This is a genomic window from Bacteroides sp., from assembly GCF_052357945.1.
Classification (GTDB): Bacteria; Bacteroidota; Bacteroidia; order Bacteroidales; family Bacteroidaceae; genus Bacteroides.
In genome coordinates this window covers 1-21,574 of sequence record NZ_DAWCXD010000054.1, presented here as the reverse complement: position 1 = coordinate 21,574, position 21,574 = coordinate 1, and the positions used below count along the sequence as shown (strand labels likewise).

Here is a 21,574-nt window from a genome sequence, read left to right as displayed (position 1 = left end):
TCAGAGAATATGAATAATATGAAATTATATATAGTGGGGATGGTACTAGCTGTGATGTCACTTACGGCATGTACGGCAGGTTTTTTGGATGTAGAATCGAAGAAAGAATCTACTACCGGCAACTTCTACAGGACTGAGAGTGATGCGTGGCGAGCATTGATAGGTTGTTATGATGGCTGGCAGTGTACTACGTCCAGTCAGGCATGTGCCTTTTATTTTGCTTCGCAAGTCATGGCGGACGAGTGTTTTGCCGGTATGGGAAATACTGGCGCTCGTAACTATCAGGTGATAGATCGCTTCGATGCCACTCAGTCTCCTTCCGATATGAACTTGTTGGAAACGGAATGGACCAACTATTATGCGGCAGTGTATCGATGCAATGAACTTCTGGCTCATGAAGGTCAGATATCCTGGACAAGTGACCAGACGAGAAATACTTATATGGGTGAATGTCGTGCCTTACGTGCCTTGTGTTATTTCGATATGGTCCGCCTTTGGGAAAATATTCCCTTATTCACCGAACCTGTGAATGAGAACCGTGCACAGGCCAACCCGGAAGAGGTGTACAATCTTATCTTCAGCGATCTTAAATTTGCTGCGGATAATATTCCGGCAGGCGCATATCCTAAAAGTGCGGCTGCTTCGAACGACGGTCATATAACCAAGTTTGCTGCTGAAGCGCTGTTAGCTCGCGTTTACTTGTTTTATACAGGCTATTACGGCAAAGAACCTCAGGTAGAAGGTGTCACCAAAGCTTCGGTATTGCAGGGACTGGAAGATTTTATCTCTGTAGCAGAAACTGAAGGCTACGGGCTGGTTGGAGAATTCAAAAACTTGTGGCCGGCTGCTTCCACTTCATGGAGCCGAAATGCGGCGACAGGTGATTATACACAGACTACGACCTATGCCGGAAAAGGTAATATGGAGGTGGTATTGGCACAGAAATTTAATTATACGCAAGATTATGATGGAAATAATGATGGAAACCGCTGGCTGGTCTACATGGGGATACGTAGTTATCTGAATCATGCACCTTACGGAAGAGGATGGGGAGGATGCACGGTCAATCCTAAAATGTGGACTGTCTATGGTACGGGTGATGCACGTCGTGAAGCTTCTATCATCAATTTGGATAGTGAAGGTATCACCGATGATTCGGAATATGCAAAATCGTATGCTGATCAACGTGAATACACCGGATATACGGTAAAGAAATATACTCCGATGTCGAAATGGGTTAAAGATGAAAAGTCCGGTGCATGGTCGATTGCTGATGAAATTTCTGGTTTAGGCGAAGGCGATTTCCAGATTTCACAATATCAGGATTTCATTGTGATGCGCTATGCTGATGTGTTGTTAATGGCTGCTGAATTAGGAAGTCCGAACGCACAGGCATATTTCAATCAGGTACGCCAGCGTGCTTATACAGTGAATGATGGTGAGGGAAACTTGTCGGTTTCAGATGATTATCGGGAAGTTGCGGTCACAAAAGAAAATATAATAAAAGAGCGTATGCTGGAGTTTGCTTTTGAAGGACAGCGTTACTGGGATCTGCTGCGTCAGGGTGTGGATTATGCCGCTTCGCAGATTGCAGGCACTACGTCGGTTGTCAGCGGGGGAAATCCCGAGGATGTAAGCATTACAGCTTCGAATATTATCGGCAAGCGAGGTTTTTCTCAAATTCCGAATAATCAGATTATACTTTCGAATGGCGTTTTGAAACAGAATGTAGGTTGGTATTAAAAAATGGAAGTTATGAATAAGATTGTATCTAAATTATATATAGCATTGCTGGCAACGCTCGTCACATTGTTGTCGGCATGTACTCCCGAAACTTATGAATTGGGAAGTCAGGATATCGTTTCGGATGACCTGGCCGAAGGAATTGCTTTTTCGATCACACATGATGCGGTGAATCCGAATATTGTTTATCTGAAAAGTCTGATGCCTTCAAATTATCAGGTATGTTGGGAACATCCGCAAGGACGGAGTCAGAGTGCGGAAGTTAAGTTGCAGATACCGTTTGAGGGAGAGTATAGCGTGAAGTTCGGTGTACAGACACGAGCCGGAATAGTGTATGGTCCCGCTGCTAAGTTTACCATCGACAGCTTCTGTGCCGAATTTGTGAATGATGCCTTATGGACTTATTTGTCGGGAGGAGTCAACAATGAGAAGGTTTGGATTTTCGATAACGGTTCGTATGGCTTTGCTGCGGGTGAAGTGACTTATGCTGATCCAAGCACGACTGTAGAGTGGAACAACTGGAGTGCCAACTGGGATCCGGGCGTTGGTCATTCGGGAGATGATGCCATTTGGGAGAGTACGATGACTTTCGGTCTGACTGGCGGAGCGAACGTGACAGTTTATAATTCTTCTTCACAGAGCACAGCCGTAGGTACATTTATGCTCAATGTGGACGATCATACCATCACGTTTACTGATTGTGAACTGTTGCACACGCCCTCATGGTCGGACAGAAGTACGAATTGGAACCGGAATCTGAAGTTGCTCGAACTGGATGAGAATCACATGCGTATCGGGGTGATGCGTGACAATAGCGAAGGACCCTGGTGGCTGGTATGGAACTTTGTTTCGAAAGAATATGCCGACAATTATGTGCCTGAAGATAGGCCAGATCCGGAACCTGCATTGCCTGACGGATGGGAAGACATGGTATCGGAAGTCGTGACTACCGAAATCAAATGGACGATGTCGCCTGATGTTCCGTTCGACTGGGCAAACCTGGATGGTAGCTTAATGAATAACTTTACAGCCGGTAACTATCCCGAGTGGGCAACTCCGGTCAGCGGATTGGAAAAACTTGCGTTGACTTTGAATTCAAGTACAATGACCTATTCTCTTGTTCTGCCTGATGGTACTTCTTCGGACGGAACCTATAGTTTGGATAAAAAAGGCATTTACACCTTCAGTTCAGCTTTGCCTGCCTGTCACATCGGTGGCGGTGATATTATGTTTGGAGCAGATGCTAACAACCAGCTCCGCATCCTCCGTATCGAGAGTGCAGGAGGATCGGTGATAGGTATGTGGCTTGGTGCGCGCAGCTCTGAAAAAGATGAATATCAGGCTTATCACTTTGTGCCCAATGCCGGAGGAAGCTCCGAACCGGAGGCAACCACTATTACTGTTGACAACAATAAATTGGTGTGGGGACATCTGGAGAACGATAAGAATAATTTTCGTATCGAACTGTACAATCAATATGGTGAGACTGCATCTGCATCTCCGGTTGATCCGGCAAGCATTGTGTTCGACTATTCAATGGAGCTGACTTTTACTATTAGCGGATTGAGTGGCGATGCGGCCACCAAGGAATATAATGCAGGTCTGATGTGTACGGCAGGTGGTTGGTGGCCTAGTTATTCAGGCACGAGTGATGTAAAGGTGAAAGGCAACGGTACCTATACTATCAACATTAAACCGGAAGCGGCCTATAACGGTGTAATCGTATTCGTGATTGATATCATTGATATGTTCAGTGACATTGCAGAACCGGATAAAGTGAACGTTACTATAGATACTTTAAAAATCTTGTAATTGAATGAGTATGAATAAGATTTGTTGTCTTTGGACGTATTATGTTTTCTGTCTGGCAGGTATTTTGCTTATTTCCTGTACGGAAGATGAAGTAGCGGGAACTCCTTTCATTACAATCTCAAAGCAAGAATTGACTTTCGGTAAGAGCCAAAGCGAGACTTTACTCTATATACAATCAAACGTGTCTTATGAAGTAGTGTCGGATTCGCCGGAGTGGTGCAGTATCACCCGGCAGGAATCGGACTCGAAAAAGACTGGCAAGTATCTAGTCAGTGTAACTGCCAATCCTGATACGGAATCCCGTTCGACTACGATTAAGGTGACAGGAAGTGAAATGAATGAGGTGGTACAGGTGAATCAGCTCGCCAGTGACCTTTTAGTAGCGGAAACACACGAAGTGACTGTTGCCGGTGAAGGGGAAAACTTTTCTATTAAGATACAGGCATCCGGAGATTATGAGATAACGGTTGGTGCCGGATGGCTTCATCATAATTCTTCACGTGCTCTGACTGAAAAGGTGGAGACATTTACCGCCGATCCTAACGTTGGTAATGAAGCTCGTACAGCCGTTATCACATTCATGCTGAATGACATTATAGAATCGGTTACCGTGATTCAACAGGTTTCTTCGATACCAGAAGCAGATATGACAGGCATGGAGAAGAATGCGATGGAATTGATGAAGGAAATTGCGATTGGATGGAATCTGGGTAATTCGCTGGAAGCTGTCGGTGGAGAAACCGCTTGGGGAAATCCGGCTACTACCAAAGCCATGATTACCAAGATAAAGGAGCTTGGATTCAGTGCGGTACGTATTCCTTGTGCCTGGAATGATTATTTGGTAAGTGATGGTAGCTATGAAATACAGGCGTCATGGCTCAACCGTGTGAAGGAAGTGGTAGACTATTGTGTGGATAACGAACTGTATGCTATTCTTAATATTCATTGGGACGGAGGTTGGTTGGAGAATGATATTCCAAACGGATATAATAAAGCTGTAGACCAAAAACAACGAGCTTTGTGGCAACAGATTGCTACTTTCTTCAGAAACTATGATGAGCATCTGATTTTTGCTGGCTGCAACGAACCGAATGTTGAGGATGCCGATGATATGACAGTACTGCTACAGTATGAGCAGACATTTGTAGATGCCGTTCGTGCTACAGGAGGGAAAAATGTGTATCGTAATCTCATAGTACAGGGACCTGCTACGGATATTGACAAGACTATTCAATGGATGAACCGATTGCCCGAAGACCCGACGGACGGACGTATGATTGTTGAAGTGCATTATTACAGTTCGTGGCAGTTCTGCGGCATGGAGAAAGATGAGAGTTGGGGAAAGGCTTTCTATTTCTGGGGAGAAGAAAATCGCGGGTATGCTGTTGGCAATTACGAAGGTCGTTGGGACAATATTGGCGGAGAGGAATATATGAAAGCTCAATTTCAGAAACTGAAAACCCGGTTTGTAGAACAGAATATTCCGGTACTCATCGGTGAGTTTGCGGCTATCCGTCGTCAACTGTCGGATGAAGAAGCCCAAAGAGGACATGACTTGTCGCGTGCGGCGTTCGACAGATGTGTAGTACGCCAGGCGCGTGCTCATGGACTGGTTCCATTCTATTGGGATCGTGGGGACGGTATTTTGAATCGCAATACGTTGGACATTTATGACAATTTGGAGTATAACGGTCTGATAGAGGGACTCGCGACAGAATAGTCCGGATTAGAGTTGCTCTGTTGTTTCTATTGAGTATTAATAAAACATAAGGACGGTCTGGGCGGGAATCTCTGTTCAGACCGTTTGTTTTTTTATAGCCCCTTCACTTTTTTCTAAATTACCGATGAGTAAGGGCTTTCGCAGGCTCTTTTTCTTGGCTGTTTGGTAATATTTTATTTTCTTTGTACAAATCTGAAAAACATGATAAGAAAGAACCTTTTATTGTTTGTTTTACTTCTCTCTTCGTGGATGGTGGTTGCGCAATCCTATCAGTTTAAGCATCTGGAAGTATCGGATGGGCTGTCTAATAACTCTGTAAACACTATTTGTAAAGATCGTGATGGATTCATGTGGTTTGGTACGACTACCGGACTGAACCGCTATGATGGATATACTTTTAAGATTTACCAGCATGCCGAGAATGATCCGGGATCTTTACCGGATAATTATATCACTGATATTGTGGAAATGCCTGATGGACGGTTTTGGGTAAATACGGGCCGAGGCTATGTGTTGTTTGATAAAGAACAGGATTGTTTTATCACCGATGTTACCGGATTCATGAAGAATCTCGAGTCAGGAGGAGTTCCGGAACAGGTCTTTGTAGACCGGGAAGGGAATACATGCCTTAGTGTGGCAGGTGAAGGATGCTACCGTTATAAGGAAGGTGGGAAGAGACTTTTTTTTTCGTATGTGGAACATTCATTGCCGGAGCATGGAGTGACACAAATAGCGGAGTGTAGTGACGGACTTTTGTTGATTTATAATACAGGACTGCTTGTCTGTCTGGATCGTGCCACATTGGCAATAAAATGGAAGTCTGATGAAATAAAAAAATATATTCCGGCAGGAAAGACAATAGAGTTTTCGCTCTTTGTAGACAGAGACAATTGTATCTGGGCATACAGCCTTATGGGAATCTGGGCGTATGATTGTGGAACAAAAAGTTGGCGGACAGACTTGACCGCTATTTGGTCGTCACGTCCGGACGTAATTATTCATGCGGTGGCACAGGATATAGAAGGCAGGATTTGGGTTGGAAAAGATTATGACGGTATAGACGTGCTTGAGAAGGAAACGGGGAAAGTAACTTCTCTTGTTGCCCACGATGATAATGGACGGAGTTTACCTCATAATACCATTTATGACCTATATGCTGATAGGGATGGTATCATGTGGGTGGGCACTTATAAAAAAGGAGTATCTTATTATAGTGAAAGTATCTTTAAGTTCAATATGTATGAATGGGGAGATATAACTTGCATAGAGCAGGCGGATGAGAACAGGCTGTGGCTAGGAACAAATGACCATGGGATTCTTTTGTGGAATCGCTCTACAGGAAAGGCTGAACCTTTCTGGAGAGATGCCGAAGGACAGTTGCCGAATCCGGTTGTGTCTATGCTGAAGTCAAAAGATGGTAAATTATGGGTCGGGACATTTAATGGGGGATTGTATTGTATGGATGGTTCCCGGGTACGTTCTTATAAGGAGGCTGCCGGAAACGCTTTGGCGAGTAATAATGTCTGGGCATTGGTGGAGGATGATAAGGGAAGAATCTGGATTGCTTCCTTGGGAGGCGGTTTGCAATGTTTGGAACCGTTATCGGGTACTTTTGAGACTTATACCAGTAACAATTCGGCTCTGCTGGAGAATAATGTAACCTCTTTGTGTTGGGTAGATAATAATACATTGTTTTTCGGAACTGCCAATCAGGGAGTAGGCATGATGGATATGCATACTCGAGAAATAAAAAAGATTCAAGGCCAGAGCGGCAATGTCAAGTTGTCGAATGATGCGGTTAATCATGTATATAAGGATAGCCGGGGATTGGTATGGATTGCTACCCGTGAGGGATTGAATGTGTATGATACGAGGCGCCATGTATTTCTTGATCTGTCTCCTGTTGCAGAAGCCAAAGGAAATTTTATTGCAGCAATTACGGAAGATCAGGAGCGTAATATGTGGGTATCGACCAGCAGAAAGGTGATTCGGGTAACAGTGGCTTCCGATGGAAAAGGGAGTTATCTTTTTGATTCCAGGGCTTACAATAGTGAGGACGGATTGCAGAACTGTGATTTTAACCAGCGTTCTATCAAGACGTTGCACAATGGAATCATTGCGATTGGTGGTCTGTATGGAGTCAATGTTTTTGCTCCGGATCATATACGCTATAATAAAATGCTGCCTAATGTGATGTTTACAGGTCTTTCGCTGTTTGATGAGGCTGTGAAAGTGGGACAGTCGTATGGTGGAAGAGTGTTGATTGAAAAAGAGTTGAACGATGTAGAAAATGTAGAGTTCGATTATAAGCAGAACATTTTCAGTGTATCTTTTGCTTCGGATAACTATAATTTGCCGGAGAAAACTCAATATATGTATAAGTTGGAAGGGTTCAATAATGACTGGTTAACCCTGCCGGTAGGAGTACACAATGTGACTTTCACTAATCTTGCTCCGGGAAAGTACGTTTTGAGAGTGAAAGCGATCAATAGTGACGGTTATGTCGGCATAAAGGAAGCCACGCTGGGTATTGTAGTCAATCCTCCTTTCTGGATGTCATGGTGGGCTTATTTGTTGTATGCCGTCGGTTTGGTTATCGTGCTCTTCCTGGCGCGTTACCGGATGCTGAAACGTGAACGTGAGAAGTTTCATCTTCAGCAAATCGAAAATGAGGTGGCGAAGAATGAAGAAATAAATAATATGAAATTCCGTTTCTTCACGAACGTCAGCCATGAATTGCGTACACCGCTTACCTTGATTATTTCTCCTTTGGAGGGAATGTTGAAAGAAACGACCGATGAATTGCAGAGTACACGTTTGCAATTGATGTATCGTAATGCGCAACGGTTGTTACATCTGGTCAATCAACTGCTCGATTTCCGTAAAGGAGAGATGAGTACTCATCAGTTGTCTCTGTCGGAAGGAGATATCATTTCGTATGTGCATAGTGTTTGCAACTCTTTCCTGTTGATGGCGGATAAGAAACATATTCAATTCTCTTTCTTTTCGGGTATAGATACATTCTCGATGGCTTTTGATGCTGACAAGGTAGGGAAGATTGTGATGAATCTGCTTTCCAATGCTTTTAAGTTTACTCCTGAAGGAGGACGTGTGACGGTGATGATAGAGCATGTGACAGGAACTCCTGATACACTGGAAATCAAGATTGCCGATACCGGAATAGGAATTAGCGATGTGGACAAGGAACATATCTTCGACCGTTTCTATCAGGCGGATCATAAAGGAGTAGAGGAAACTACCGGAAATGGTATCGGATTGAGCCTGGTACGTGACTTTGTCACTTTGCATGAAGGAGAAGTGAAGGTATTCGATAATATAGGGACGGGGTCTGTTTTCGTTATTCAGTTCCCGGTAAAACATGTGGAGACACAAGTACAGTTACCGGAAGAAACGGGCATGTCGGTTGGGGATGAAGAAGATAGGGAAATGAAAGAGGAAGTCAGGGAAGAGACCGGACACAAGGATTTCCCTTTGCTGCTGGTGGTAGATGATAATGAAGACTTCCGTATCTTTATGCGTTATAGTCTGGAATTACAGTATCGTGTCAAACTGGCTGTGAATGGTAACGAAGCATGGGAGATGATGCAGGAAGAATTACCCGATCTGGTTATCAGTGATGTAATGATGCCCCAAATGGACGGCAATGAGTTGTGTCGCCTGATTAAGCAGGATAAGCGTACTGCGCATATCCCTGTGATTTTGCTGACAGCGCGGCAGAATACCGAAGCAAAGTTGGAGGGATTGCAGACAGGAGCGGACGACTATGTAACAAAGCCGTTCAATATGACTATCCTTGTGTTGCGTATCCGTAAACTGATAGAACTAAGCCGTTATCATCGTGTCACCCAGGGAATGATTGACCCTGCACCTAGTGAGATTGTGATTACTTCACTGGATGAAAAGTTGATAGAGAAAGCAATCAAATATGTGGAGGATAATATGTCACGTACTGAACTTTCGGTAGAGGAACTTAGCCGGGAACTGGGTATGAGCCGCGTGCATCTGTATAAGAAATTGCTTCAGATCACAGGAAAGACACCTATTGAGTTTATCCGCGTGATTCGCTTGAAACGGGCGGCGCAATTATTGCGTGAAAGCCAGCTTCATGTGTCCGAAGTAGCTTTCGAAGTAGGCTTCAATAATCCTAAATATTTCAGCCGTTATTTCAAGGATGAATTTGGTGTTTTACCCTCCGTTTACCAGGAAAAAGAAGGGAAATAACAAATGATACCTCTGAAAAAAACATATCGTCCGGTCACTGTTTAAAAGTTCCCCTTCTATAAAACATTAGAAGGGGAGCTTTTCATTTATAGTACTTACTTTTGCGATATGAGAAAATATATTGTTGAACCCTAAAGGTAGGTATGATTATGAATATGAAAAACATTTTCTATTGCCTGTTGCCGGGACTTCTTTTGGGAGCATGTTCCAATAAGGTCTACGAGAAGACAGGTGATAGTGTGATAGTCAAAGTACAACACAAAGAAACAGGAGGTCCCCGATTGGTTCGCCTTCAGGTGATGGGAGATAAGTTAATTCGCGTTTCTGCCACTGCCGACAGCAAGTTTGCCGATCCGCAAAGTCTGATTGTTGTTCCGCAGAAAAAACAAACATCTTTTGCCGTCGTGCAGAATGGCGATACGATTACAGTGTCTACTGAAGAAGTGAAAGCATCTGTACTGGCTAGTACCGGAGAGGTGTGGTTTACGGATAAAAACGGAGAGTTAATCCTGCAGGAAAATAAGGGAGGAGGGAAGACGTTTACTCCGATAGAAGTGGAAGGAACGAAAGGATATACGGTCTGTCAGGTTTTTGAATCTCCCGAAGATGAAGCGTTTTACGGATTAGGCCAGCATCAGGCGGATGAATTTAATTATAAGGGTAAGAACGAGGAACTGTTTCAGTACAATACGAAAGTTTCTGTTCCGTTTGTTGTTTCGAATAAAAACTATGGTATACTGCTGGATAGTTATTCCTTCTGTCGTTTCGGTAATCCGAATGATTACTCCCAGTTGAATCGTATCTTTAAACTTTATGACAAGACAGGTCAGGAAGGGGCGCTAACCGGTACTTATGTGCCGAAAAAAGGAGAAACTCTGGTCCGCCGGGAAGACTCCATCTATTTCGAGAATCTGAAAACGATTGAGAATCTTCCGAAGAAACTGCCATTAATGGGGGCTAAAGTCACTTATGAAGGAGAGATAGAACCTGCTCAAACGGGAGAGTTCAAGTTTATTCTTTATTATGCGGGATATGTTAAGGTCTATTTGAACAATGAGCCGGTAGTGCCGGAACGTTGGCGGACTGCATGGAATCCTAATAGTTATAAGTTTGCAGCTCATTTGGAAGCAGGAAAGCGTGTGCCGTTGAAAATCGAGTGGCAGCCTGATGGCGGACAGTCTTATTGCGGACTGCGTGCATTGACACCTGTTAATCCGGAAGAACAGGGGAAGCAGTCGTGGTGGAGTGAAATGACCAAGCAGCTCGATTATTATTTTATGGCTGGTGAGAATATGGACGACGTGATTAGCGGTTATCGTTCGCTGACCGGAAAGTCTCCCGTTATGCCGAAATGGGCAATGGGTTTCTGGCAAAGTCGTGAGAAGTATAATACACAGGAGGAAATGTTGGGAGCACTGAAAGGTTTCCGTGATCGTAAAATCCCATTGGATAATATCGTACTGGATTGGAATCATTGGCCGGAGAATGCCTGGGGAAGTCATGAGTTTGATAAAGCTCGTTTTCCGGACCCGAAAGCAATGGTTGATTCCATCCATGCTATGCATGCCCGTATGATGATCTCGGTATGGCCTAAGTTTTATGTTACTACCGAACATTTCAAGGAGTTCGACGAGAATGGGTGGATGTATCAGCAGTCTGTTAAAGATAGTTTGAAAGATTGGGTAGGTCCCGGTTACCATTATGGTTTTTATGATGCGTATGATCCCGATGCACGGAAACTGTTCTGGAAACAGATGTATGAGCACTATTATCCGTTGGGTATCGATGCCTGGTGGATGGATGCCAGCGAACCGAATGTACGTGACTGTACTGACTTGGAATATCGGAAAGCTTTGTGCGGACCAACAGCGTTGGGTTCCTCTACGGAATTTTTCAATGCGTATGCACTGATGAATGCAGAAGCCATTTATGACGGTCAGCGGGGAGTAGATAATAACAAACGGGTGTTCTTATTAACCCGTTCGGGATTTGCCGGATTACAGCGTTATTCCACGGCTACATGGAGTGGGGATATCGGTACACGTTGGGAGGACATGAAGGCACAGATTTCTGCCGGATTGAATTTTGCCATGAGTGGCATACCTTACTGGACAATGGATATTGGCGGTTTTTGTGTAGAGAATCGTTATGTGGCCGGACAGAAACAATGGAACGCTACAAAGACGGAAAATGCTGATTATAAAGAATGGCGTGAGCTGAATACCCGCTGGTATCAATTCGGTGCGTTTGTTCCTTTATATCGTGCACACGGACAATACCCTTTCCGTGAAATATGGGAGATTGCGCCGGAAGGGCATCCTGCTTATCAGTCGGTTGTATACTATACCAAGTTACGCTACAATATGATGCCGTATATTTATTCGCTGGCAGGTATGACTTGGTTTGATGATTATACAATCATGCGTCCCTTGGTAATGGATTTCACAGCGGATGCTGAAGTGAATGATATTGGTGACCAGTTTATGTTCGGTCCTTCGTTTATGGTTTCTCCGGTTTATCGCTATGGTGACCGCAGTCGTGAAATTTATTTCCCTCAAGCAGAGGGCTGGTATGATTTCTATTCCGGCAAATTCCAGACTGGAGGAGAGAGAAGAGTAATAGAAGCTCCTTATGAGCGTATTCCGTTGTATGTGCGTGCAGGCGCTATCATTCCGTTCGGAGATGATATTCAGTATACGGATGAAAAACCGGCGGAGCACATCCGTTTGTATATTTATCAGGGAGCGGATGGGGAGTTTACGTTATACGAAGATGAAGGTGTGAATTATAACTATGAACAAGGGATGTATGCCATGATACCGATGAAGTATGATGAGGCTACCAAGACTTTAGTGATTGGTGAGCGTCAGGGGGAATTCCCGGGTATGCTGAAGGAGCGTACTTTCACGGTAGTTACGGTGAATAAGGAGAAAGCCCAACCGTTTGATTTGAACGCGAAAGGGGTGACTGTGAAGTATAATGGCAGCAAACAGACATTGAAACTGTAAGCTGAATGATAATCCGTTGATGATGATTGGTAAACTAAAATATTTGATGCTGGGGGGCTGCCTTATACTGGGGAGCTACCTGGCATTGGGAGGCTGTCTGATGTTATTAGGAGCATGTAGCAGTTCTTCCCTTGTATCTCCGCGGGAGCGATCCGACTTTAATGCAGACTGGCGTTTTCATTTGGGAGACGGGCTGCAAGCGGCACAACCTGGTTTTGCCGACAATGACTGGCGTGTACTGGATTTGCCCCACGACTGGGCGATTGAAGGAGACTTCAGTCAGGAAAATCCTTCCGGTACAGGAGGAGGGGCACTTCCGGGAGGAGTCGGTTGGTATCGCAAAACTTTTAGTGTAGACAAAGCGGATGCAGGAAAGATATTTCGCATTGAGTTTGACGGAGTATATATGAACTCGGAGGTATTTATCAATGGTGTTTCATTGGGAGTACGTCCTTATGGATATATTAGTTTCAGCTATGACCTGACTCCTTATCTGAAATGGGATGAACCGAATGTGCTGGCTGTACGTGTGGATAATGCGGAGCAACCTAATTCACGGTGGTATTCAGGTTGTGGCATTTACCGGAATGTGTGGCTAAGCAAGACCGGCCCAATACATGTGGGTGGATGGGGAACGTATGTCACAACCTCGTCAGTTGACGAAAAACAGGCTGTACTGAATCTCGCTACTACCCTTGTGAATGAAAGTGATACGAACGAAAATGTTACTGTCTGTTCTTCCTTGCAGGATGCTGAAGGCAGAGAAGTTGCTGAAACCCGGTCGAGCGGGAAAGCGGAAGCCGGTAAGGAAGTTGTTTTTACCCAGCAACTGACTGTAAAGCAACCTCAACTGTGGGATATTGATACTCCTTATCTGTATACACTGGTTACCAAAGTGATGCGAAACGAAGAATGTATGGATAGGTATACTACTCCTGTTGGTATTCGCACATTTAGTTTTGATGCCCGGAAAGGATTCACGTTGAATGGCAGGCAGACAAAAATTAATGGTGTGTGTATGCATCATGACCTGGGCTGTTTGGGAGCGGCAGTCAACACACGTGCCATTGAACGGCAATTGCAAATTCTGAAAGAAATGGGGTGTAACGGCATACGTTGTTCCCATAATCCTCCCGCACCCGAACTGCTTGATCTTTGTGACCGTATGGGATTTATCGTGATGGATGAGGCTTTTGATATGTGGCGGAAGAAAAAAACGGCACATGATTATGCCCGTTACTTCAATGAATGGCACGAGCGCGATTTGAATGACTTTATTTTGCGTGACCGTAATCATCCTTCTGTCTTTATGTGGAGTATCGGTAATGAAGTCCTCGAACAATGGAGTGATGCCAAAGCGGATACGTTGAGTCTGGAAGAGGCCAATCTGATCTTAAATTTCGGACATTCTTCTGAAATGTTAGCCAAAGAAGGAGAGGAGAGTGTCAACTCTTTGCTGACGAAAAAACTGGTAAGCTTTGTAAAAGGGCTTGATCCTACCCGTCCTGTCACTGCCGGATGCAATGAACCGAATTCCGGCAATCATTTATTCCGTTCCGGCGTACTGGATGTGATTGGCTATAATTATCATAACAAGGATATTCCCAATGTTCCGGCTAATTTCCCGGACAAGCCGTTTATCATTACTGAAAGCAATTCAGCGTTGATGACTCGCGGATATTACCGGATGCCCAGCGACCGGATGTTTATCTGGCCCGAGCGTTGGGACAAATCCTTTACCGATTCCACATTTGCCTGTTCATCTTATGAAAACTGTCATGTGCCTTGGGGAAACACTCATGAGGAAAGCTTGAAATTAGTCAGGGACAACGACTTTATCAGCGGGCAATATGTATGGACGGGATTTGATTATATCGGGGAACCGACTCCTTACGGATGGCCTGCGCGTAGTTCGTACTTTGGTATTGTAGATCTGGCTGGTTTCCCGAAAGATGTCTACTATTTGTATCAGTCGGAATGGACGGATAAGCAGGTGTTGCACCTTTTCCCGCACTGGAACTGGACTCCGGGACAGGAGATTGATATGTGGTGCTACTATAATCAGGCTGATGAAGTGGAACTGTTTGTGAATGGAAAGTCGCAAGGAGTGAAGCGTAAAGACCTTGATAATCTGCATGTAGCTTGGCGTGTGAAGTTTGAACCGGGAACGGTGAAGGTCGTTGCACGCAGAAAGGATGAAGTGATAGCGGAAAAGGAAATTCGTACAGCCGGAAAGCCTGCAGAAATTCGCCTGACTCCTGATCGTTCAGTTCTGGCTGCTGATGGAAAAGATTTGTGTTTCGTCACTGTAGAGGTGCTGGATGAAGAAGGGAATCTTTGTCCGAATGCAGATAATTTGGTGAATTTCACAGTGAAAGGTAATGGTTTCATCGCAGGAGTGGACAATGGAAACCCGGTATCGTTGGAACGCTTTAAGGATAAAAAGAGGAAAGCATTTTATGGAAAATGCCTTGTTGTAATTCAGAATGATGGGAAACCGGGAAAAACGGAGCTGACAGCTACTTCGGAAGGGCTTCGGCAAGCCGTGGTAAAGGTCTCGGCAAAAGATTGTAAACTGTAAATGATTATTGGAATAATGAAGATATTTTTATTGACTATATGTTTCCTGTCTGTTCAGACAAGCATGGTGGCGATTGCTCAAGACAAGAAACAAACACCGGTGTATCTGGATGATACACAGCCGATAGAGGTTAGGGTACAGGATGCGCTGAACCGTATGACTGTGGAGGAGAAAACTCGTCTTAGTTATGCACAAGGGAAGTTTAGCTCCCCTGGCTGTCCCCGTTTGGGTATTCCTGAACTTTGGATGAGTGACGGACCTCACGGCGTGCGTGCCGAAATCAACTGGAATGATTGGGGATATGCCGGATGGACGAACGATAGTTGCACTGCTTTTCCTGCACTGACCTGTCTGGCAGCTAGCTGGAATCCGCTATTGGCAGAGAAATATGGATATGCCATCGGTGAAGAAGCCCGTTATCGTGAAAAGGATGTTTTGTTGGGACCGGGTGTGAATATCTATCGTACCCCGCTCAACGGACGTAACTTTGAATATATGGGGGAAGACCCTTATTTAGCCTCGGAGCTTTGTGTGCCTTATATTCAGGGAGTGCAGAAGAATGGAGTAGCCGCCTGTGTGAAACATTACGCACTGAACAATCAGGAATTATGGCGGGGACATATCGATGTGCAACTAAGTGACCGTGCATTGTATGAGATATATCTGCCTGCCTTTAAGGCTGCTGTGGAAAGAGGGAAGGCTTGGTCTATTATGGGAGCGTACAATAAGGTGCGCGGAACCCATGCTACTCATCATAAACTGCTGAATAATGATATATTGAAGGGAGAATGGAATTTCGACGGTTGTGTCATAACAGATTGGGGAGCTGCGCATGATACCTATGAAGCTGCCATGTATGGCTTGGATATTGAAATGGGATCTTATACGAATGGTTTGACTTCAGAATCGGAATTCGGTTATGACGATTATTACTTGGGTAAGTCTTATCTGAAAATGGTTCGGGAAGGTAAGATTCCGATGGAGGTAGTGAATGATAAGGCTGCCCGTGTGTTGCGTCTGATTTTCCGTACAGCCATGAATCGCAGGAAACCGTTCGGGGCACTGACTAGTGAAGAGCACTATCGTACGGCTTATGAGATTGCAACAGAGGGTATTGTCCTGTTGAAAAATGGAACCGGTAAGAAACAACCTGCCTTATTGCCTGTACCTCAAGGAAAATACAAACGTATTTTAGTGGTGGGAGATAATGCTACCCGTAATTTGATGTTAGGTGGTGGCTCTTCAGAGTTGAAAGTTCAGAGAGTGATTTCACCACTGGACGGTATAAAGGCCAAATTTGGTGACGGTGTGGTTTATGCACAAGGTTACACAAGCGGTCGCCCGATGTATGGACGGGCGGATGTCATTCCGCAGGTTACTGTGGATTCTTTGCGTAATGATGCGGTGGAAAAGGCGATGAATTCGGATTTGGTGATTTTTGTAGGCGGACTAAATAAGAATCATTTTCAGGACTGTGAGGGTGGAGACCGTTTATCATACGAACTTCCTTTTGCGCAGAATGAGTTGATAGAAGCCTTGTTGAAGGTAAATAAAAATCTGGTAGCAGTGATTGTCAGCGGAAATGCGGTGGAAATGCCTTGGGTAAAGGAGATTCCTTCTATTGTCCAGTCGTGGTATTTAGGCTCTGTTGGTGGGGAGGCGCTGGCTGATGTGTTGAGTGGAGAGGTGACTCCCAGTGGTAAACTTCCTTTCTCTTATCCGGTGAAACTGGAGGATTGTCCGGCTCATTTCTTTGGGGAAATCAGTTATCCGGGCGATAGCATCCGTCAGGAATATAAAGAAGATATTCTGGTTGGCTATCGTTGGTATGATACGAAGAAGGTGCAGCCACTTTTTCCTTTTGGTTATGGCATGAGTTATACTACCTTTGAGTATAGTAAACCTGTAATATCGGCTCAAACAATGAATACTGATGGCAGTATAGATGTTTCTGTAAAGGTTAAGAATACAGGAAAAGTAGCAGGGAAAGAGATTATCCAACTATACATTGGTGATGAGGAGTGTAGTGTCCTGCGTCCGGTTAAGGAATTGAAAGATTTTCGGAAGGTACAACTTCTTCCGAATGAAGAAAAAGAAGTGAAGTTTACAATCAAACCGGAAGCATTGCAATTCTTTGATGATAAACAGCGTACTTGGGTGGCAGAACCTGGAAAATTTAAGGCATACATTGCCGCCTCTTCTTCTGATATTCGCGATACGGTGACATTCGAATATATTCAATAATAAAGTTAACGGGTTGATACACAACGCTTAGTGGACATGTAGATACAGAGTAGTGGATATATATACTCACCATCGTGTATCTATATGTCCACTATGATGAGTATGTATGTCCACCAAACTGAAAGACGATGTTTTATGATTGTTTATTGAATACCCTATTTCAGTTTCTTCTGATATTCATCCGAATTCAATATTTCCAGTGCTTTTTGTATACTCTCATTCGTGGTATTCATTACCCGAAAATATTCGTTCATATCCCAAAGGTCACGGGCTATCAATGCTTTGAGCTGGGTTTTGATAAGAGGAAGCGATTTCTGATATTGCTCTTCATTGAACTTCACTCCTTCTTTCTCTCCGATTTCCTTTAAAGTGGCGAGCATATCATCATCGACTACGAACTTCTCATCAAACGATTCGAACTTCTTGTATTTGTTTGCCAATTCTTTACGGTGTCCTTCAATAAATTGCATGGTGAATTTAATCACAGCTCCTTTAGCTACCAGATTACGGTGATAATCCGTATAAAGAGTCGTGTCGATAGGCACGAAATAATCCGGCATGATGCCACCTCCACCATAAACAGTACGTCCGAGTTTCTTGGTTTGTACTTTCAGTGAATCCGGGAAGTGGATACTGTCGGCATTCATCAGTTCACCGTGGTTGAAACGCTCTATCAGGTCTTTATTGTAATCGACAGTGCTGTCGTATGGTTTCTGGATCGAGCGCCCTGATGGAGTATAATAACGGGCGATAGTTAAACGAATCATGGAACCATCCGGCAAATCGATAGGACGTTGCACTAAGCCTTTGCCGAAAGAACGGCGGCCTACAATAATTCCTCTGTCCCAATCCTGTACCGCACCGCTGACAATTTCGCTGGCGGAAGCTGTATACTCGTCTACCAATATGATGAGGCGGCCATTACGGAAGTCTCCGTTACCTTTGGCATAGAAATCACTACGTTTGGCAGTCCGGCCTTCGGTATATACGATTAGCTCCTTTTGTCCCAGGAATTCGTTAGCAAGGTCAATGGCTGCATTGAGATAACCACCTCCGTTTCCTTGCAGGTCAAGAATCATATCTTTCATACCTTGCTTCTGGAGATCCTTCATTGCTTTTTTGAACTCTTCAGCAGTTGTTGCTCCGAAACGGTTGATGCGGATATAACCCGTTTTAGGTTGAATCATATAAGAGGCGTCGAGGCTAAGGATAGGTATCTTATCTCTCTTTACTGTAAACAATAAGGGGTCCTTTACGCCGCGACGAACGATTGTCAGATTGACTTTCGAACCTTTCGGGCCACGAAGACGCTTCATAATATCTTCCGTACTCATTTTCACTCCGGCAATAGCGCTGTCGTTCACGGCAATGATACGGTCACCGGCAAGGATACCGACTTTCTCGGAAGGTCCGTTGCTGACAGGCTGTACCACCAACAGGGTGTCTTCTATCATCTGGAATTGCACTCCGATACCCTCGAAGTTACCTTGGAGCGGTTCGTTCATCTTCTTCACTTCTTCTGCATCCGAGTAAGTAGAGTGCGGATCAAGTTGTGCCAGCATCTTGATGATGGCTTCTTCTACCAACTTGTCTTCATCTACTTTGTCCACATAGAAATTGGAGATTGCAAACTCTGCCATTTGTAGCTTTCGCATGGCTTCGGAACCGAAGTTCTGGGCTTGTGCGGCAACTGCCCACAAGCAAACGGATAGTATAATCGTTAGTTTCTTCATCATCTTTTCTGACTCACCGCCTATTCCCTAACGAGTGTTATTCACTCATTTTCATTCCTTTGGGAATAAACTGGCTGATATCTTTATTATAGGTTAATAACTCGCGTACAATTGTAGAGCTGACGCAAGTCAGTTCCGGTTCTGTGAAGAGCAGGATGGTTTCAATCCCTGCCAGTTTGCGGTTAATGTCTGCAATGGTCTCTTCATACTCGAAATCCTTTACCGTACGGATACCGCGGACAATGAACTTGGCCCCTACTTCCTGCGCAAAATCAATGGTCAGACAGTCGTAGGACATCACCTGGATACGAGGTTCGTCTTTATAAAGTTCCCGAATCATTTCCTCTCTTTTCTCAATGGGAAAGTATGTATTCTTGTTCTCATTGATACCGATTCCTATCACGATTTCGTCCATAAAGGTGAGTGCACGTTCCACTACCGAGTAATGTCCGATGGTGAAGGGGTCGAAAGTACCTGGGAATATTGCTTTTCTCATGATGCCAAGTCTTCTTCTATAACCAGATTGTCTATAATAAAGTTCTGTCGTTCCATGGTATTTTTGCCCATGTAGAATTCGAGTAGTTCTTTCACTGCGTCCGTCTTTCGCAAAGAAACTTGCTCCAGACGCATGTCTTTACCGATGAAATGCTTGAACTCGTCCGGTGAAATCTCTCCTAAACCTTTAAATCGCGTGATCTCCGGATTCGGGCTTAGTTCGTTAATTGCATTGACACGCTCTTCTTCACTATAACAATAGATTGTTTTTTTCTTATTGCGTACACGGAACAAAGGCGTTTGCAGAATATATACGTGGCCTTTTTTTATAAGGTCAGGGAAGAATTGCAGGAAGAAAGTAATTAGCAGCAGTCGGATATGCATACCGTCCACATCGGCATCGGTTGCTACGATGACTTTGTTGTAGCGTAGTCCGTCCAAGCCATCTTCTATATTCAGGGCTGCCTGAAGCAGATTAAATTCTTCGTTCTCGTAGACCACTTTCTTGGTTAACCCGAAAGAATTCAGCGGTTTACCACGTAGACTGAACACTGCTTGCGTGTTCACATCACGGCTTTTGGTGATGGAACCACTTGCAGAGTCCCCCTCGGTGATAAAGATGCAGGAGTCTTCTTCCAGTCCTTTTCCTTTCGGGTCGTTGAGGTGAATACGGCAGTCACGTAATTTACGGTTGTGCAGGTTTGCCTTCTTTGCACGTTCACGGGCAAGTTTGGTTACACCTGCAATGGCTTTACGCTCTTTCTCGGATTCTTGTATCTTTTGCTGTATCGCTTCGGCTACATCCGCATTCTTGTGCAAGAAGTTGTCCACTTCCAGTTTGATAAAGTCGCCTACATATTTATTGACTGTCACTCCGCCGGGAACCATATTGGTAGAACCCAGCTTCGTTTTCGTCTGACTCTCAAAGATAGGCTCTTCCACATTGACGGCAATGGCAGCAACCAGTCCGTTGCGAATGTCGGTATAGTCCATGTTCTTGTTGAAGAACTCTTTGATGGTGCGGGCGATGTGTTCCTTGAAAGCACTCTGATGCGTACCTCCTTGGGTGGTATGCTGACCGTTGACGAAGGAGTAATATTCTTCTCCGTATTGTCCGGTATGTGTGAAGGCGATTTCGATGTCTTCCCCTTTCAGATGGATGATTGGGTAAAGTCCGGTTGCCGTCATGTTGTCGTTCAAAAGGTCTACCAGACCATTGCGCGACAGGATACGGTGTCCGTTATAGATAATGGCAAGCCCGGTATTGAGGTACGTGTAGTTACGTAGCATTGTCTCAATAAATTCAGGCTTGAAACTGTAATTCAGGAATAATGTATTATCCGGTTCGAAGAAGATGTAAGTTCCGTTTTCTTCTTCGGTATTCTGCGTTTCGTCGGTCAGCAGGTTTCCTTTTGAGAAAATAGCGGTACGTACTTTACCGTCACGGTAACTGCGTACCTCAAAACGGGAGCTCAAGGCGTTGACGGCTTTCACACCGACACCGTTTAGTCCGACACTTTTCTTAAATGCCTTGCTGTCGTACTTACCACCGGTGTTCAGCATGCTGACGGCTTCGATGAGTTTTCCCTGCGGGATGCCTCGTCCGTAGTCACGTACGCTGACACGGAGGTTTTCTTCAACGGTAATCTCGATTTTCTTACCGGCTTGCATTTTGAACTCGTCAATACTGTTGTCAATTACTTCTTTCAGGAGGACATAGATTCCGTCTTCGGCATGTGCACCGTCGCCCAGCCTTCCGATATACATACCGGGGCGTGTGCGTACATGTTCCATGTCACTTAGGTGACGGATGTTGTCGTCAGTGTACTCTACTGTATTGTTGTTGTCTACAGGTATCAATTCGTTCTCTTCCATAGCTGTTTTTATTTTATCTCTTTGATGAACGCACGGCGGCGCTTATGTTGTTGAGTCTCAAAGTAATCCCATTGTGCCTGAACTTTTCCGTTCAGTTCCAGTTCGGGGTTGCTTTCCGCAA

Annotated in this window: 10 protein-coding genes; 7 read left to right on the top strand and 3 right to left on the bottom strand. The window is 44.5% G+C overall.

The window, feature by feature from the left end; genetic code table 11:
• The first annotated feature begins 9 nt into the window (after positions 1-9).
• The 7 genes from ACT8YW_RS11650 (at position 10) to ACT8YW_RS11620 (ending at position 17,350) form a co-directional block, all read left to right on the top strand.
• Positions 10-1,743, top strand: a complete 1,734-nt coding sequence (locus ACT8YW_RS11650) for a RagB/SusD family nutrient uptake outer membrane protein (protein ID WP_444105051.1) — start codon at positions 10-12, stop codon at positions 1,741-1,743.
• A gap of 12 nt (positions 1,744-1,755) precedes the next feature.
• Positions 1,756-3,555, top strand: coding sequence for a hypothetical protein (locus tag ACT8YW_RS11645; protein WP_444105049.1), 1,800 nt, complete (start codon positions 1,756-1,758; stop codon positions 3,553-3,555).
• 10 nt (positions 3,556-3,565) lie between these two features.
• The gene (locus ACT8YW_RS11640; protein WP_444105047.1) at positions 3,566-5,275 is read left to right on the top strand and encodes a cellulase family glycosylhydrolase; all 1,710 of its coding nucleotides are present in this window, start codon (positions 3,566-3,568) and stop codon (positions 5,273-5,275) included.
• 201 nt (positions 5,276-5,476) lie between these two features.
• Entirely contained in the window at positions 5,477-9,517 is a 4,041-nt protein-coding gene (locus ACT8YW_RS11635) for a hybrid sensor histidine kinase/response regulator transcription factor (RefSeq protein WP_444105045.1), read from the top strand.
• Between the two features lie 143 nt (positions 9,518-9,660).
• Positions 9,661-12,525, top strand: a complete 2,865-nt coding sequence (locus ACT8YW_RS11630; protein WP_302827137.1) for an alpha-xylosidase BoGH31A — start codon at positions 9,661-9,663, stop codon at positions 12,523-12,525.
• Positions 12,526-12,544: 19 nt separating this feature from the next.
• On the top strand, positions 12,545-15,106 hold the full coding sequence (locus tag ACT8YW_RS11625) for a beta-galactosidase BoGH2A (protein WP_444105042.1): 2,562 nt from the start codon (positions 12,545-12,547) through the stop codon (positions 15,104-15,106).
• 15 nt (positions 15,107-15,121) lie between these two features.
• Complete coding sequence (locus ACT8YW_RS11620; protein ID WP_444105040.1) at positions 15,122-17,350, top strand: glycoside hydrolase family 3 C-terminal domain-containing protein; 2,229 nt, start codon at positions 15,122-15,124, stop codon at positions 17,348-17,350.
• A gap of 155 nt (positions 17,351-17,505) precedes the next feature.
• Here the strand turns inward: ACT8YW_RS11620 and ACT8YW_RS11615 are convergent, their stop codons facing one another.
• The 3 genes from ACT8YW_RS11615 to ACT8YW_RS11605 are packed head-to-tail and all read right to left on the bottom strand — an operon-like array spanning position 17,506 to position 21,453.
• The gene (locus ACT8YW_RS11615; protein ID WP_009001146.1) at positions 17,506-19,083 is read right to left on the bottom strand and encodes a S41 family peptidase; all 1,578 of its coding nucleotides are present in this window, start codon (positions 19,081-19,083) and stop codon (positions 17,506-17,508) included.
• Between the two features lie 37 nt (positions 19,084-19,120).
• A complete protein-coding gene (gene coaD / locus ACT8YW_RS11610) occupies positions 19,121-19,579 on the bottom strand; it encodes a pantetheine-phosphate adenylyltransferase (RefSeq protein ID WP_151935997.1) in 459 nt (152 codons plus the stop codon).
• Positions 19,576-21,453 carry a DNA topoisomerase IV subunit B gene (locus tag ACT8YW_RS11605; protein ID WP_444105037.1) on the bottom strand — a complete coding sequence of 626 codons (1,878 nt, stop codon included), beginning with the start codon at positions 21,451-21,453 and terminating at the stop codon, positions 19,576-19,578. Before ACT8YW_RS11605 ends, coaD begins: the two co-directional genes overlap by 4 nt.
• Positions 21,454-21,574 lie beyond the last annotated feature (121 nt).